This window comes from Leucobacter weissii, from assembly GCF_017565745.1.
GTDB classification, from domain to species: Bacteria; Actinomycetota; Actinomycetes; order Actinomycetales; family Microbacteriaceae; genus Leucobacter; species Leucobacter weissii.
The window spans coordinates 103357-119005 of sequence record NZ_JAGDYM010000007.1 but is presented as its reverse complement, the minus strand read 5'-3'; the positions used below and the strand labels follow the sequence as shown (position 1 = coordinate 119005).

Genomic DNA, 15649 nt, shown 5'->3' with positions numbered 1-15649 from the left:
TCGCAGTGCCGTTCAGGCGCTGCGAGGCGCGTGAGCGCCTCGCAGAAGAACACTGAGGCCGTGCGCGGGGCCGCCAGGCCCTGCGCTGCACGGCTCTGCGGGGTCTCGACTCAGATGTAGTTGATGGGGTTCTGGAACGTTCCCTGGAGCAGCACCTCGTAGTGCAGGTGGCATCCGGTGCTTGCGCCGGTCGTGCCCACGTATCCGATGATCTGTCCCTGGTTGACGTGCTGGCCCAGGCTCACTGCGAAGCGGCTCAGGTGCGCGTATCGCGTCTGGTAGCCGCTGCTGTGATCGAGATAGATCATGTTGCCGCCGAGCGGATCCAGCCAGCCCACTCCCGCGATGGTGCCGGAGCGCGCGGCGACGATCGGGGTTCCGCAGCCGTTCACCAGGTCGATGCCGGTGTGGCCGGACCACTGCTGGTAGTAGGTCGAGATGTAGCTGTATGGGATCGGAACCGCCCAGCCGGAGCTGCTGGTGCCGCCCCCACCGCCACCGCCGGTGCTGCCGCCTCCACCGCCACCGGTGCTGCCGCCACCGCCACCGCCGCCGCTGGTGCTCTGCTGGCGCGCGGCCTCTTCGGCTCGCCGCCTGGCCTCTTCCTCGGCCTTGCGGCGACGCTCCTCTTCGATGCGCAGGCGCTCCTTGTAGCCCGCCACCGTCTTCGTCGTCGTGTCCTTCAGCGCGGCGAGCTGCGTCTCGAGCACTTCCTGCTGCGCTTCCTGCGCGGTGATCTTCTCGAGCTGGCTCGCCGCCGCTTCGGCGGCGATCTTCGCCTGCGCCTCGGCCTCGGCGCTGAGGCGTTCGCGTTCGGCGCGAGCGACCTCGGCCTGCTCACCCAATGAGGCGGCCGTGTTCATCGACTGCTCGGCGTGCTCGGAGATCTTGGTGTTGCGCTCGGAGGCCTTCGACATGGTCGCGAGCCGCTCGAGCAGCGCGTCCGCCGTGTCCGCATCGGTTTCGAGGAACAGTTCGAGACTGCGGTCCACGCCTCCCGAGCGGTACATCTGCGAGATGAAGGATGCCGCCTGCTCCGCCGCGGCTTCGGCTTCCTCGCGGCTCTCCTCCGCCTGCTCCTCGAGCGTCTCCGATTTCACGGCCGCCTCCTGGAAGGCCAGCTCGGCCTGCCTCGCCGCCTCCGTGGCCCGCGCGGACTCCTCGCGAAGCCGCTCGAGTTCGACCTCGCTCTCGGCGATCAGCCCTTCGATCTCCTTGACCTTCCGGTCCGCGCTCGCCTGGTTCTTCTTCGCCGCCTCGACGTCCTCCCAGGTGGGAAGGTCGAGGGCGCGAGCCGGGGCGGAGCCGGCGAGCCCCGCGATGCCGGCGAACACGACGGTGCAGGCGAGCAGGAGGACGCCGAGCAGCGCCATCCGCCGCTTGCCGACGACTGCGGCTTGAATTGCCATGATCCGATCACACTCCCAAGGTTCAGGCTACCATTGAAGGTCAAGCTTTCAGGGCTCCAACCCGCCGAGTCGCGGACCCCTTTTTGAGGCGTGGAACGCACGGGCGTATTCTGACTGCATGCCGCGCGCTCGAGTGCGGCGGGACGAAGGAGACGCGTGGACCGCACGGAGAAGCATACGGATCGGCCTGTCGAGGAGACCGCGGTGTCCGGGGGCGAGTCGTTCCTGGCTGCGAGCCCCGATCAGATCGACATCACGCCCGAGATCGACGAGATCGCGGAACTCCGCCGCGCCGGCAAACACCAGCCCAAGGACGACGGGCCCGACGCTCCTTGGAGGCAGGGGCATCCCTACGACACCAAGGTGTCGCGACGCCGCTACGAGCGCGAGAAGCGTCGGCTGCAGATCGAGTTGCTCAAGCTCCAGGCCTGGGTGAAGGAGCGGGGCGAGAAGATCGTCATCCTCTTCGAGGGTCGGGACGCCGCCGGGAAGGGCGGCGCCATCAAGCGCTTCACCGAGCACATGAACCCTCGCGGAGCGCGCGTCGTCGCGCTCGAGATCCCCACCGATCGCGAGCGCACCCAATGGTATTTCCAGCGCTACGTCGCCCACCTTCCGGCAGGCGGGGAGATCGTCATGTTCGACCGCTCCTGGTACAACCGCGCCGGGGTCGAGCGCGTGATGGGCTACTGCACCCCGCAGCAGTACCTGGAGTTCACCCGTTCGGCGCCCGAGTTCGAGCGGATGCTCGTCAACTCCGGCACCCACCTCATCAAGTTCTGGTTCTCCGTGGGCCGCGCGGAGCAGCACAGCCGCTTCGTCTCGCGCGGCAACGACGAGGTCAAGCAGTGGAAGCTCTCCCCGACGGATCTCGCGAGCCTCGACAAGTGGGACGACTACACCGAGGCCAAGGAGGCGATGTTCTTCTACACCGACACCCCGCACGCGCCGTGGACCGTGGTGAAGTCGAACGACAAGAAGCGCGCCCGGCTCGAGGCGATGCGCTGGGTGCTCTCCCGCTTCGACTACCCGGACAAGGACCACAAACTGGTCGGCTCGCCGGACCCGCTGATCATCGGCAGCCCGGCGACGGTCTACGACGAGGGCGAGACCCCGACCGGCTCGTTCCCGGTCATCAGGTGAGCGGGCGCGCGGGAAGGAGACCGAACCGGTGAACACGGCCCGCTCACGCCTCGGCGCGCTCCGCTCGCTGCTTCCCGCGGCGGACGACTACCGCGGGCTGAGCCGCTCGTGGCGCGCCGATCTGCTGGCGGGGGTCACCGTCGGCATCGTGGCGCTGCCGCTGGCGCTCGCCTTCGGCGTGAGCTCGGGTGTGGGCGCCGAGGCCGGCCTCGTCACGGCGATCGTGGCGGGCCTGGTGGCCGCGGTGTTCGGCGGATCGAACGTGCAGGTCTCCGGTCCCACCGGGGCGATGGTCGTCGTGCTCGCGCCGATCGTCGCGGCGCACGGCGCCGGCGCCGTGGTCTACGTCAGCATCCTCGCCGGCGTGATCGTCGCGGCCGCGGGCCTGCTCCGTCTCGGACGAGCGGTGAGCTACATCCCCTGGCCGGTCATCGAGGGATTCACCGCGGGAATCGGCGTCATCATCTTCCTGCAGCAGGTGCCGTCGGCGCTGGGGGTCGGGATCGCCGGGCACGCGAGCAATGCGGTCGTGGCGGCGGCTCAGGTGGTCGAGGAGAGCACCTGGCCGGGAGCGCTGCTGCCGCTCGGCGCGGTGGCGGCGGTCGCCGTCATCATGCTCGTGCTCGGCCGCTGGCTGCCCTCGGTGCCCGGCTCGTTCGTCGCCATCGTGCTCGTCTCGGTGCCGGCCGCGCTGCTGGACCTGCCGCTCGCGACCATCGGCGCACTGCCGAACTCGCTTCCTGCGCCGGGCCTGCCGCCGGTGGATCTCGCGCTCCTCACCGCGCTCGCCGGTCCCGCACTGGCGGTCGCGGCGCTCGCGGCGATCGAATCGCTGCTCTCGGCCCGCGTGGCCGCGAGCCTCGCGAACACCGGGGGCCTCAACGCGGATCGCGAGTTGCTGGGGCAGGGCCTCGCCTCGATCGCGGCCGGCTTCTTCGGCGGCATGCCCGCGACGGGCGCCATCGCCCGCACGGCCGTGAACGTGCGCAGCGGCGCCAGGACGCGCGTCGCCGCGATCGTCCACGCGCTGCTGCTGCTCGCGGTCATCCTCGTGGCGGCGAGCATCGTGTCGAGGATCCCCCTGGCGGCCCTCGCCGGGGTGCTGATGGTGACCGCCGCGCGCATGGTGTCGATCTCCACCTTCCGGCGCGTCGCCCGCTCGGGCGGCGCGAGCGCGAGCGTCTTCCTCGTCACCGCCTTCGTCACGGTGGCCTTCGACCTGGTCATCGCGGTCGGAATCGGCATCGCCGCTGCGGCGTTCTTCGCGCTGCGCGCCCTCAGCCGAACGAGCGGCGCTCATCGCGAGGACCTGCCCGGCGCTCCCGAGCCCGGGGATGAGCGCATCGGCCTGTTCCGCATCGAGGGATCCCTCTTCTTCGGCGCCGCGGAGCGCCTGATCGACGAGGTCGCCCGGCACGATGTGGAGGTGGTGGTGCTGCGTCTCTCCGGCCTGCAGCTCGTCGACGCCACGGGGGCCAACGCCCTCGGCGAGATGGTGACCGCCTTGGAGCGCCGGGGCGCCACCGTGCTGATCAAGGGCGTGCGCCCCGAGCACCGGTCGCTGCTCGATCAGCTCGGCGTGATCGGCGCGCTGCGCCACCCGAACCATCTCTTCGCGGAGCTCGAGCCGGCGGTCGCGCACGCCCGCAGCCACATTCGCCGGGCAACAGCATCGGCGTAGGAGGCCGCGAGGCCGTCCGCGAGCGGATCTCCGCAGGAAGACCCGCGCCCTACCGGTTCATCACCCCCCGAAACGGGTGACGGTCTCGATCGGAGTCCCGTTGGCCGTGCACTCCTCCTGCAATCCGCGCACGGCGGTCTCGAAGGCGCTGCCGTTCAAGGTGTCGCCCTCCGCAGCGAAACCCCCGAGCACGATGAAGAGGTCGCCCCACGGGTTTCCTTCGTACTCGCCGAGCTCTCTCCACTGTTCGGCTCGCTCCTGCTCACGGCGTTCGAATACCTCCTGGGAGATGTCACCGATCTCCACCATAGCGAAACGACCTCTGGTTCCTCCTCGAACGAGGCCGCGAGGATCCGACGCTCCGAGTGGGCGAGCCGCGAATGCGAGGGATCACCGGCATCCTGCGGCGAGCGATCGCGCCGCGTCGTCGACAGAAAGTTATCGCTCGCATTCGCAGAGCTGAGGCGATGTAATACCGCGTCACAGCGACGCCCCTTCCGGCGGGAAATGGGTGCAGAATGGTCCGGTGAGCGAAGACGACTGTTACCGGGCGGCGATCGGCACCGGCGCCGATCCCGCCGGCGTCCCCTGGGCGGAGCTGGACCCCGACATGCTCCGCACGCAGCGCAGCAGCCTCAAATGGACCCGGTTCCCGGCCGACGTCCTGCCCATGTTCGTCGCCGAGATGGACTTCGCCGTGGCGTCCGAGGTGCGCGACGCCCTCGTCGAGCGCGTGCGGCTGAGCGACACCGGCTACCTCGATGGCCCCGGGCCGCTGGCGCCCGCCTTCGCCGAGTTCGCCGCGGATCGCTGGGGCTGGGAGATCGACCACCGCTTCATCCACCTCGCCACCGACGTGGCGACCGGAGTGGTCGAGTCGCTGCGAGCCGCCCGCCCCGGCGGCGGGCGGCTCGCGATCCCGACCCCCACCTACCCCGGCTTCTTCGAGATGCTGCAGGAGCTCCCCTTCGAGACGGCGCAGATCCCGCTGCGCGCGGAGCCCGACGGCCTCGGAGCGCACGGCTTCGGCCTCGATCTCGACGCCATCGAGGCCGAGTTCGAGCGCGGGATCGACGCGTTCATCCTCTGCAACCCGCACAACCCGCACGGAGTGGCGTTCACCCGGGAGGAACTGACGCGACTGGCGCGACTGGCCGCCGCCCACGACGTGTTCGTGGTGTCGGACGAGATCCACGCCCCGCTGCTGCACCGGGGGGCCGAGTTCGTCCCCTTCGCCCCGATCGCCGCCGAGGCCGGGGCGATCGCGGCGATCGCGACCTCGGCGAGCAAGGGCTGGAACCTGGCCGGCGCGAAGTGCTCGGTGCTGGTCGCGGCCGACGAGCGGGCGAACCGCGTGCTCGCCGGTCTGCCGCCCGAGGCCGTGACGAGGACCAGCATCCTCGGCCTGCACGCCGGCGTCGCCGCCTTCCGGGACGGACGGGACTGGCTCGACCGGGCGGTCGCGCAGATCGAGGCGAATGTGGAGCTCTTCGGCTCGCTCGCCGCGGAGCGCCTGCCGGGCGTCACCCTGATCCGGCCGCGCGCCGGCTATCTGGCCTGGCTCGATCTGCGGGAGGCGGGCCTCGGGGAGCACCCGGCCCGCGAGCTCCGCGTGAAGGCCCGGCTGGCACTGAACAACGGCTCCTCGTTCGGCGCGGGGGGCGCGGGGCACGCACGGATCAATCTCGCCTGCGCACCGGACACCATCGTTCGCGCGGTGGACCGGATCGCCTCCCTGCAGAACGGCACCCGAGGAGGGAACGCATGAGCACCGAAGAACCGAACGCCGCAGCATCCGGCGCCGCGGAGATCGACGCCGGACGGAGCGGCTCGGCGGCGCGCACGGACGCGGCGCCGCCGCACCTCGACTGGGAGGGCTTCGGCTTCGACACCCGCCAGGTCCACGCCGGCGAGTACGCGGACCGCAACTCCGGTCTGCGCGTGCCGCCGATCGCGCTCTCGGCCGGCTACGTCTTCGACGACTTCGAGGACGGGGTCGCGCGCTTCGGCGGACGCTCGGACTGGCGGGGCGCGGCCAGCACCTCGCGGGGCGAGGTCGACGCGTTCACGGAGAGCGAGCCGGCCCCGGTCTACTCCCGGCAGGGCAACCCCACCAACAACGTGGCCGAGCAGCGCCTCGCCTCGCTCGAGGGCGGCACCGTGTCGGTGGCCGTGTCGAGCGGCCAGGCGGCGATCAGCGCCGCGCTCTTCGCACTGGCCGGCCAGGGCGACCACATCGTCTCGACGGCCTCGATCTACGGCGGCACCCGGATCCTCTTCGGCCGCAGCTTCAAGCGCTTCGGGATCGCCTTCGACTATGTGTGGGACGCGGCCGACGACGCCGAGTGGGAGCGCGCGATCCGGCCCGAGACGAAGGCGATCTACACCGAGACGATCCCGAACCCGCGCAACGACATCACCGACCTGCGGCGCATCGCCGCGGTGGCGGCGCGCTACAACCTGCCGCTCGTCGTCGACAACACCGTCGGCACCCCGGCGCTCATCCGCCCCGTCGAGCACGGCGCCAACATCGTCGTCCACTCGACCACCAAGTTCCTCACCGGGCACGGCGCGGCGGTCGGCGGAGCGGTGGTGGACGGCGGCAACTTCGACTGGGCCGCCGCTGAGCGGGCCGGCCGATCCTACCCGCTCATCACGGCCGCGCCCCGGCCCGGGCTCGCCTCGATGCTGGATCGCTTCGGCGACGGAGCCTACGCCCGCGCCGTGCGCGAAGCCGTGGTCAACGACATCGGGCCGACCCTCTCCCCGTTCCACGGCTTCCTGCTGCATCAGGGCATGGAGACGCTGTCGCTGCGCATGCGGCAGCACGTCGACTCCTCGCTCGAGATCGCGGCCTGGCTCGAACAGCAGCCCGAGGTGGAATCGGTGGACTACGCGGGACTGCCGTCGAGCCCGCTCCACGAACTGGCCGCGCGCGACTATGCGGGCCGCACCGGCTCGGTGTTCGGCGTGACGGTGCGCGGCGGCGTCGACGGCGCCCGCGCCTTCTTCGACGGCCTGCGCGTGTTCTCGCGCATGACCGGCATCGGCGACACGCGCTCGATGGTGCTGCACCCGCTCACCTCGACGCACTCGACCTTCCCCGACGAGCTCAACGCCCGGCTCGGGATCACCCCGGGCCTGCTGCGCCTCTCGGTGGGTCTCGAGACGCCGGAGGATCTGATCGCGGATCTGCGCGGCGGGCTCGCCGCGGTGGCTCGGCGCTGACCGCATCGCTTCGGCACGCTCGCGGTCGATTCCGCCGGCCGGCCCGAATCGGGGACGCGAATGCACGCTACATGCCTGGATGAGCATGCATATGCGTCCCCAACCCGCCGATGTCGCACCGACGGCCGACGGGTCAGGGCGCCGGGTTGATCACCCGGCCCCAGATGTTCTGCCGCAGTCACTCAGGGCTTCGCGGACGGGTGCGCCTCCCCTTCGTGGGGTGCGTCGATCGTGAACCCGGTGAACTCTCCGGTTTTGGGATCGTAGAGCGTGACCTCCCAGACCGGCTCACAGGCACTGGCACCGAGCACGAGTTCGACGAGCCGGGGAGTGCTGCAGCGCCAGCTTAACCTCTGCCCCGTCCCGCGCGAGCTACCTCCTGACCTTCAGCCGCACCGTCTTGGTCGACGCCCCGGCGACGTTCCTCGCGTCGCTCGACACGAAGACGACGCGCGCCGAGACCGTCCGGTCGAACTTCCTGCCGAGCGTGACCGTGACCGTGCCCTTGGCCGACGCGCGGAGGACGACGGTCTTGGTGTACGAACCGACTTTCACCCGAACACGACCCGTCGGGCTACTTCCGTTCGAGAGTGCCCCGACTTTGACGGTCACTCTTGGCTTGGTGCCCTTCTTGAACCGATGACCGCTCGCCTGGATCGCCGTGGGCTTGGCCCGCTGCACAGTCAGCGCGCGCGGGGCAGACGAGTCCCCCAAGACGCCGGTGCTCAGAACATGCCGCGCCTGGAGGGTGTAGCGGCCCGCCTCGAGTCGCGCAGGCAGGCTCCAGCTGACCTTGCCGTCTTTCACCGCGCCCGTGCCGAGATCCCGGGTGCCCGAGAGCAGTCGGATGCGGACTCCATCGGGAGCGGAGACCTCGACCGTGGCGGTCACGCGATCGGCGGAGCCATAGACCGCACGGACCCTCGAGAGCGAGAGTGAGCGGATATCGACCTCCGCCTCGGAGACGGTGAGCGTGCGTGTTCCGCTCTCGGAGGGCAGATGCGTCTCCGACCCGATATAGCGGGCCGTCAGCCCGTGCGCACCGACACCGATCCCGGCGAGTTCGAACCGGGCCTCGCCGTCGACGGCGAGCGAGCGAGCGACGATGACGCCATCGAGGTAGAGCTCCATCGCGCCGATCGCGCCGCCGAGCACCCGGGCGGTGACCTCCACCGACGCGCCGAAGGCCACCCGCTCGGAGGCGAGCTCGATCGAGGTGCTCGTGCTGCGTGGCGACACGCTGACCTCGATCGACGCCGAGCCAGAGGGCTCATGGCGCCGATCGCCCAGGTAGCGGGCCTCAACCCGCTCGGCTCCGACCGGGGGCACGATGCTGCGCTGCGCGACGCCGCCGATCACACGCGCGTGGCCGAGAATCCGCCCATCCGCGCTGAACTGCACCGATCCCGTGGCGTCGGCTGGAGTGACTCGCGCGCTCACCGTAACCTCGTCTCCCGCCGAGAGCTCGGTGCGCGCGATCTCGAACTCCGTCGAGGTGGGCTCCCGATCCACCTGCACCACGACCTCGGACGTGCGAGAGTCGATATAGGTGCCCTCCCCATCAGTGTACTCGGCCGAGATCTTCTGTCGGCCGACGTCGACGCCCTCGAGTTCGAGCACCGCTTCGCCGTCGACGATCTCCACGCTCCCGGCCGACTCGCCGGCGACGAAGAACTCGACGGACCCCTCGTTCACGACGCTGTTCACCGCGCTCACGCGCGCGGTGGCGCGCACCGGCTCGCTCGCACCGACCTGCTCGGCGTCGAGGAACAGTTCGGCGGTGGTCGGGGCGAGATCGACGTTGAATGCGCGTCCCGCATTACCCTCTAGGTAGTTGTCGTTACCGGAGTAGTAGCCGTACACCGTGTAGCGACCCGCCTTCAGCCGGATCGGATCCGGCAGATCGGCGACACCGGTCGTCAGATTGACCTCGGTCGATCCGACCGGAACTCCGTCGACCTCGAAGCGGACCGTTCCGGTGCGTAGGACGCCCAGGCTGTCGAGCCGCACATTGATCGGCCGATCAGCGCTGAACCGCGTATTCGTCGCGAAGGTCGTGGTGTGACTCCCGACCAGTCGCGGATAGGTCGGGTTCTTGTCGACCCGCAGTGAGAACGAGGCATCCGCAGGAGCGTGCCCCTGGTCACCGAGGTACCTGAGCGTCACCACATGCTCTCCCACGACGAGCGGTGCCGCAGGCACAGCGATCGCCGCCGTTCCGTTCGCACCCAGCTGCCCCGACGCGATCACCGTGCCGTCGAGCACCAGGTCGACCTGACCGCGTGCGGTCGTGGGGACGATTGCCGCAGTCACCACCCAGTCGGGTCGTAGCGCCGTGATCACGTGGTTCGGTCCGGACTGCACCGCTGCCGACCCCAGCTTGCTGGTCGCCGTCAGCGTCGTCTGCACCGGATCCGAGTCGTCCGCGTAGGCCGGCTGGATTCCGGCGAACGCCAGTGCCAGCACCAGGAGGCCAAGGATCGTGGCACGAATCCGCTTCTTCGTTTCGATCGTCGCCTGCTTCATGGGTCTACCTCGCCTTGATCGTCTTCTTCGCGCTGGTCTTCGCGACCGTCGCCGTGCTCTTCGGCGTGAACGTCGCCCGAACGCTCACCGAGGTCTTCCGCTTCGGAAGGATCACGGTGAGCCTTCCCCTATGGGCGGCCTTCAGCGCGACCCTCCTGGTGGCGCTCCCCGCCTTCACGACGACCGTTCCCGTCGGATAGGCGCCGCTCTCCAGACGCCCGAACGAGACCCTCACCTCCGGACGCTTCCCCTTCTTGAAGGTCGAACTCGCGATCCTGATCTTGGAGGCGTCCTTCCTCACGGTGAATGCGGTCTTCGCCGACTTCGCTGCCGCGTGGGTCGCGCTGCCCGCGAAACTCGCCCGGAGCGCGGTGCCGCCGACGCGGAGATCGGCGGGGAGCCGCCAGGACGCGCTCCCGTCGACGACGCGCGCGGATCCGATCAGCCGAGACCCCGCGTGCAGTTCGACCGTACCGGAGGAGAGCCCCCGAACCTCGGCGCGCACGATGACCGGCGATTTCGTGTGGTACGCCTGACTCGGCTTCGTCACCCGTGGAAGCGAAATGGCGACCTCGGCCGGATCCACCCGCACGGTCTCGCCCTCGGCCTTCGACGCCCCGAACCTGGCATCACCCGAGTAGCTCGCGGTGACCGCGTGCGTGCCGACCGACAGGTCGACGAGAGTGGCGGTGCCGCGGCCCGAGTTCAGCTCGACGCGGTCCACGGCCTCGCCGTCCACCAGAACGTCGACGGCCCCGGTCGCCCCGGCGCCGGTGGCAACACTCACGCGCACGGTGTCCCCATAGGAGACGGCGGTGCGCGACAGCGCCAGGCTCAGATCGGCGCGCTCCCGGACGTCGATCTCGGCGTCGGCACTCATCGAGGAGCGCAACACTCGCACCGTGTCGTCCTGGTCGTCGCCCCGCGGCTCCTCGAGACCGGTGTACACGGCTCGGACCACGATGTCCTCGGTCTCCTGCGGAACGAGACCGCACACCGCGGAACCGCTCTCGACGGGCACGTTCTGGCACTCGGGGATCGGCGACGTCGCGCCGTCGTGGACGGTGAAGAAATCGGCGCGACCGCCCTCCACCACCTTGTCGGAGGACACCGCCGATACTTCGGCTATCACGTCGATCGGCCGGTCCACCACTCCGTTCCCCGCCAACACCGAGATGCGTGTGTCGTCGGTCACGAATACCTCGAGCGGCGCGGATTCACTCGACCCGAAGCTCCCTTCGGCGCCGGCGTAAGCGATGCCCAGGCGGTGCCTACCGTACTCGACGACGGAGGCGCCGTCGCAGTAACCGTAGCCCGCGATGGTCAGTGCCCGGTCGGCCTGCGTCGTCGGGGTTCCGCACGACTCGAGCACCGATTCGTCGACGGTGAAGCGGATCGGCTGACTGATGCCGTCGAGCGTGCGCGCCCGAAGATTGCCGCGCAGTCGAAGCGTCTCGCTCGTCGCGTCGACCACGTTCTCGCGGCCGTTGAGGTTCACCGCGTTGACCCCGACGACGCGGGCGGCGCTGATCTCGGCGAAGGTCGGTATCTCCCCGCGCAACGCGACGTGGATCTGGCCAGGCGGGTAATAGGGGTAATTGCCCTCGTGGTAGCGCCCCTTCGCATTGATCGCGAAATCGGTCGCACCGTTGCCGTCGACATCGCCCACGTCGGCGACCGCGACGCCGAGTCGCACCGGCGCGTCCGAAAGATCGAAGGTCGGCCCCCAGTAGCCTTCGTCGCGGGGTTCGCCGTCGATACGGTACCCCTGCTGCTCGGTCAGCTCGGCCAAAGACAGCTTCCCGGTCGCGGGGATGCCGTGCAGCACGTATGCCGCCCCGCCGTTCACGAGGCCTTCGACCCCGCCGACGTCGTAGCCCGGCGCACCGACGATCAGGGCGTGCTTGCCCTGACCGCCGAAATCTTCGAGCACGTCGACCGAGTAGCCCAGCCCGTCGTCGACCTGTTCCGCACCGATCCAGAGCCCGCGCGAGCCCGAGGCGCCGACCGTGCCTGCGATGGGGTCGATGTCCACCCGCTCGGGTTTGATCGGACCGTTGAGCACCGCAACGCCGCCGCGACCGTCGATGCTCGGCGCGATCCCGATCACGAGGTCGGCATTGCCGTCGCCGGTGAGGTCCTTCGCCGCGACGATCGCCGAACCGAGCGGCGAACCGTCGGTGGATCGGGCGATCTCGACTCCGTCGGCGGCGTCGAGATCGGAGAGATCGATGTGGTGCGCGTCTTCGCCGGACGGCTTGCCGTAGACCGCCCAGATCGAGGACGAACTCGACGAGCCGACGAGCAGGTCGACCCTGCCGTCGCCGTTCACATCGGAGACGGCTCTGGCTACGTCGAGCTTCGCACCCGGAGGGCCGATGATGGTACCCCAGACCGATGCGCCCGGCAACTCCCCGGTGAGGTCTCGCGTGTAGGTACTCGCTGGGAGCGCGTCGAGGTTCTCTCCGCGAAGCACCCAGATCCTCCCGGCATCGTCGTGTCCGGCTGTGGAGTAGGCCCGCTCCGCCACCATGAACTCGTTCAGGCCGTCGCCGTCGAGGTCGCCAACGCCGTTCGCCGGAGTCTCGTTGTCGAGCGCGACCTCGGGCCCCCACTGATATCGCAGGGTGCTGGGCTTCAGGCCGACTACTCCGCGGGTGTTGACCGTACCGTTTCCTTGACGGAGCGCCGCCCGTTTATAGGTGAGATCCAGAGTGACCACGCCGTCGAGCCCGTCTCCATCGGTGTCGGCTATGCAGCGGGCGGTAAGGCCCCTCGTATCCCATGACCGCGTGAAAGAGCTGCCGTACCCGATCCACTTGCTGGATGTCGCGGGATCGAGGCCGCGGTTGACGTAACTCTGCTCCATGAGCGCATTGTCGCCGGCATAATAGTCGGTGATCGCGTTCGTCACGCCCTGATAGGCGCCGGCGGTGAATAGCCCCGGCCGCTCACCGCTCTCGAGTTGGCACACGCCGATGTCGCGATTCACGACGGCCGAGTTGTAGTGGCCGTTCTGGCTGGTGACCACGGTCGGACCCTGAGCGTTCCCTCCCGTCGATCCTTCGAGCTCCATCGCTTGCGCCGTCGCCGCGCCGACTGCTGTGAGCAGCCCGGCGGCGAGCGCCGCTGCCGTTCCCGCGGCGAGTAGGCGCAGCGTTTGTGTGCGGCTGTCTCTCATCGGGTGTTCCCTGTCTTTCTGTCTCTGATGCGTTGCGTCGAGCTGCGGAGCGCGTCGTCCTGGGAGTGGATTGCACGACCCGCTCGTTCCCGGCTCGCCGCACTAGTTCGGGGCGTGGATGCCGAGATCGTCGCCCTGCGCGTCGATCCCGTAGTTGAAGAAGAAGCGGTTGTTCGTCAGCGATCCGTCGAGGTGCCGGATCTTGCGGGGCGCAGTGGGCCCGCTCCGCTCGGCGCCTTCCCGCGTGTATCCGGCGAGTCCGCCTCGATTCGCCGTGACCGGGCGGGTCGTCGGCACGAGGGCGCTGTTGTCGCGTTCGGAGATATGGATCCTGATGGCGCCGGTGAAGGGAGTCGCCTGCGCGTTCCTCCCCCACGGATCGATGTAGAGCGTACTGTGCCCGCTCTCGTTCTTCACGAGCGCCTTCGCCAGCCAGGCGTCGCGTTGGGCGCCGTTGAAGTAGGCGCGCGGATCCTTGCGATCGATCGGCGCCGCAGGGCTGAGCGATCGCTGCTCCTTCCAGATACTGCTCGGGATGAGCTGATGGTTGCCGTCCGCCCAGGCCAGGTCGTTCAGGTAAGCGATCTGACCGGTGGTCTCGTCCCAGTAGCGGCTGGGATTCTGGATGCCGAACCAGGGTTCGTATTGGGCCAGCAGGGTGCCGTCCACGGCGCGGATCGTGTTGAACGACTGCCATTGCTCGTACCCGGCCCACCACCAGCCCGGGTCGACGGAGTCGGGCGAGGCCATGAAGTCGTTGCGGTCGTTGAAGAGCGGACCGTCCGGGTAGCGGGAGTCGACCCCCACGCTGCCGTTGAACATGTGCTGGGCCAGGCAGCCCGTGGTGGGGAGGTGACGCTCGCCCCCCTCTCCCTGGGGCAGGTCTGATCCCGAGGTCTCGAGATGCAGGGGAGCGCCGCTGAACGCGGCCAGGGAGTTCGAGAACTCCCTGCTGCACGACGTGGCGAGCTCGTTCGGGTCGCCGAAGTTGGTGAGCTTGTTGGTGACCAGTTCCGATCCGTCGTTGCACTTCATCGCATAGAACAGTTCATGCGTGTTGTTCCGCGTCGCATCGGGCGAATGGCTGCCCTGGTGGATCTTGATGAGGAAGTCACAACGCAGGTTCTTGCTCTGGCCGAACTCGTCGACGAACGAGGTCTGGTCCGCCGGATAGGGGCCGCGGAGCATCGCCTGGTTGTTCGAGATCACGACTTTGTGGCCGGGATCGTCCTCGTGCCGGTGCACTCCGCCGCCATTGGCCTCCGCGTATTCCATGAGCCGCTCGGAGGTGTATCCGAAGGGGATGCCGTCGACCTCAGGGTTCTCCTCACGCAGCTTCTGCAGCACCCAGGTGTAGATGGACGATCTCCTCGGATCGTCGCCGTGCTCGTGCCCGAAGGTGCAGGTGGTGCCGTCGGCGCGCTCGTGCACCGACGGATGCCAGCCCGGGTAGAGCTTGCCGTCGGGGCCGGTCACCGCGTAGCCGTCGTGCTCCTCCTGCGTGCAGGTGTCGTACTCGCTCGGCCTCCAGGAGTTCTGGTAGGCGTGCGAGTAGACCGGGTCCTCGCCGTGTTCGTGCCCGCCGCCGGGATCGGTCGGATCGATCGGGTCCGGGGGATCTACCGGGTCGGGGGGCGTCGGCGCCGATCGCACCGAGCCGCTTCCGACTACGGTCAGCTTGATCGGAGCGGAGAGCGCTACCGATACCCGCGCACCGAGTGCACCGCCCGCGGCCGCCGAGAGCGTGGCCCGCTGCTTCGCGTTCAGCACGGCGGTGTAGCTTCGCGACTTCTTCGCCGGCACGCTTACGGCGACGCGGCCTCCGGCAGTTCCGCCGAGGGTGAGCGAGGCGCTCCCCTTGCAGGCGCGCACCTCTACGCACGCGACGGTGAAGCCCACACGCCCGGCGCTCGAAACCCGAGTGTCCAGGGAGGTCACACGTAACGGCGCGATCATCCGCACCGACCGGGACTTCCGCACCGTCTTCTTCACTGGTTTCTTCGTCTGCACGCGCACCTCGACGGAGCGACGGCCGCCGGTGGCGTCATGGATGGACTGCAGTTGCTTCGCCGATAGCGCGATCCTGACGATCTTCGCTTTCCTGCCGCCGACAGAGAACCGGGCCTTGGAACTGTTCACTCCCGAGACGCGCACCGTCGCGGTGCCCGAGCAGGTCTTCTTGGAGGAGCAGTTGAGCTTCACGCCCAGTCGGCCCACGGGGTCGACGGACGAGGCGATCGACACGATCCCGACCGGCGGCGACGCCGCCGCCGCCGGTGTGGCGCCGTCGGTGAACACGAGCCCCCCGAGAGCGAGAGCCGCGGCCGCCACGACGGCCATGATCCTGCGCCTCCCCCCGAGTCGCCACGTTCGAACCCCTTCGCGAATCGGTGTCACGGCGCTCCCCATCGTTCAACGCAACAAGATACTGCCCCTCATCCATTCATCGGATGAAGGGCAGCTTCAGTTTATTAGCATATG

Annotated in this window: 9 protein-coding genes; 4 read left to right on the top strand and 5 right to left on the bottom strand. The window is 69.2% G+C overall.

Features of this window, described 5'->3' with window-relative positions:
* Positions 1-110: 110 nt before the first annotated feature.
* Positions 111-1409, bottom strand: coding sequence for a M23 family metallopeptidase (locus J4H92_RS06775; protein WP_208097422.1), 1299 nt, complete (start codon positions 1407-1409; stop codon positions 111-113).
* 204 nt (positions 1410-1613) lie between these two features.
* Here J4H92_RS06775 and ppk2 point away from each other — a divergent pair, with 204 nt between their 5' ends.
* Together ppk2 and J4H92_RS06765 are read left to right on the top strand one after the other, a co-directional pair.
* Positions 1614-2552, top strand: a complete 939-nt coding sequence (ppk2, locus tag J4H92_RS06770; RefSeq protein WP_341783032.1) for a polyphosphate kinase 2 — start codon at positions 1614-1616, stop codon at positions 2550-2552.
* Positions 2553-2580: 28 nt separating this feature from the next.
* Positions 2581-4233: a SulP family inorganic anion transporter gene (locus J4H92_RS06765; protein ID WP_208097420.1), complete on the top strand. Its 1653-nt coding sequence runs from the start codon at positions 2581-2583 to the stop codon at positions 4231-4233.
* Between the two features lie 60 nt (positions 4234-4293).
* Here J4H92_RS06765 and J4H92_RS06760 read toward each other — a convergent pair whose 3' ends face one another.
* Positions 4294-4542 (bottom strand): hypothetical protein, encoded by a 249-nt coding sequence (locus J4H92_RS06760; RefSeq protein WP_208097419.1) that lies wholly within the window; start codon positions 4540-4542, stop codon positions 4294-4296.
* A gap of 217 nt (positions 4543-4759) precedes the next feature.
* Here J4H92_RS06760 and J4H92_RS06755 point away from each other — a divergent pair, with 217 nt between their 5' ends.
* Positions 4760-6001, top strand: coding sequence for a MalY/PatB family protein (locus tag J4H92_RS06755; protein WP_341783023.1), 1242 nt, complete (start codon positions 4760-4762; stop codon positions 5999-6001).
* Positions 5998-7461: an O-acetylhomoserine aminocarboxypropyltransferase/cysteine synthase family protein gene (locus tag J4H92_RS06750; protein ID WP_208097418.1), complete on the top strand. Its 1464-nt coding sequence runs from the start codon at positions 5998-6000 to the stop codon at positions 7459-7461. The genes J4H92_RS06755 and J4H92_RS06750 overlap by 4 nt, the downstream gene beginning before the upstream one ends.
* Positions 7462-7833: 372 nt before the next feature.
* Here the strand turns inward: J4H92_RS06750 and J4H92_RS06745 are convergent, their stop codons facing one another.
* The 3 genes from J4H92_RS06745 to J4H92_RS06735 form a co-directional block, all read right to left on the bottom strand.
* On the bottom strand, positions 7834-9987 hold the full coding sequence (locus J4H92_RS06745; RefSeq protein WP_208097417.1) for an Ig-like domain-containing protein: 2154 nt from the start codon (positions 9985-9987) through the stop codon (positions 7834-7836).
* A 4-nt stretch (positions 9988-9991) separates the two neighbouring features.
* The gene (locus J4H92_RS06740; RefSeq protein ID WP_208097416.1) at positions 9992-13168 is read right to left on the bottom strand and encodes an Ig-like domain repeat protein; all 3177 of its coding nucleotides are present in this window, start codon (positions 13166-13168) and stop codon (positions 9992-9994) included.
* Positions 13169-13270: 102 nt separating this feature from the next.
* Positions 13271-15508: a hypothetical protein gene (locus tag J4H92_RS06735; protein ID WP_208097415.1), complete on the bottom strand. Its 2238-nt coding sequence runs from the start codon at positions 15506-15508 to the stop codon at positions 13271-13273.
* Positions 15509-15649 lie beyond the last annotated feature (141 nt).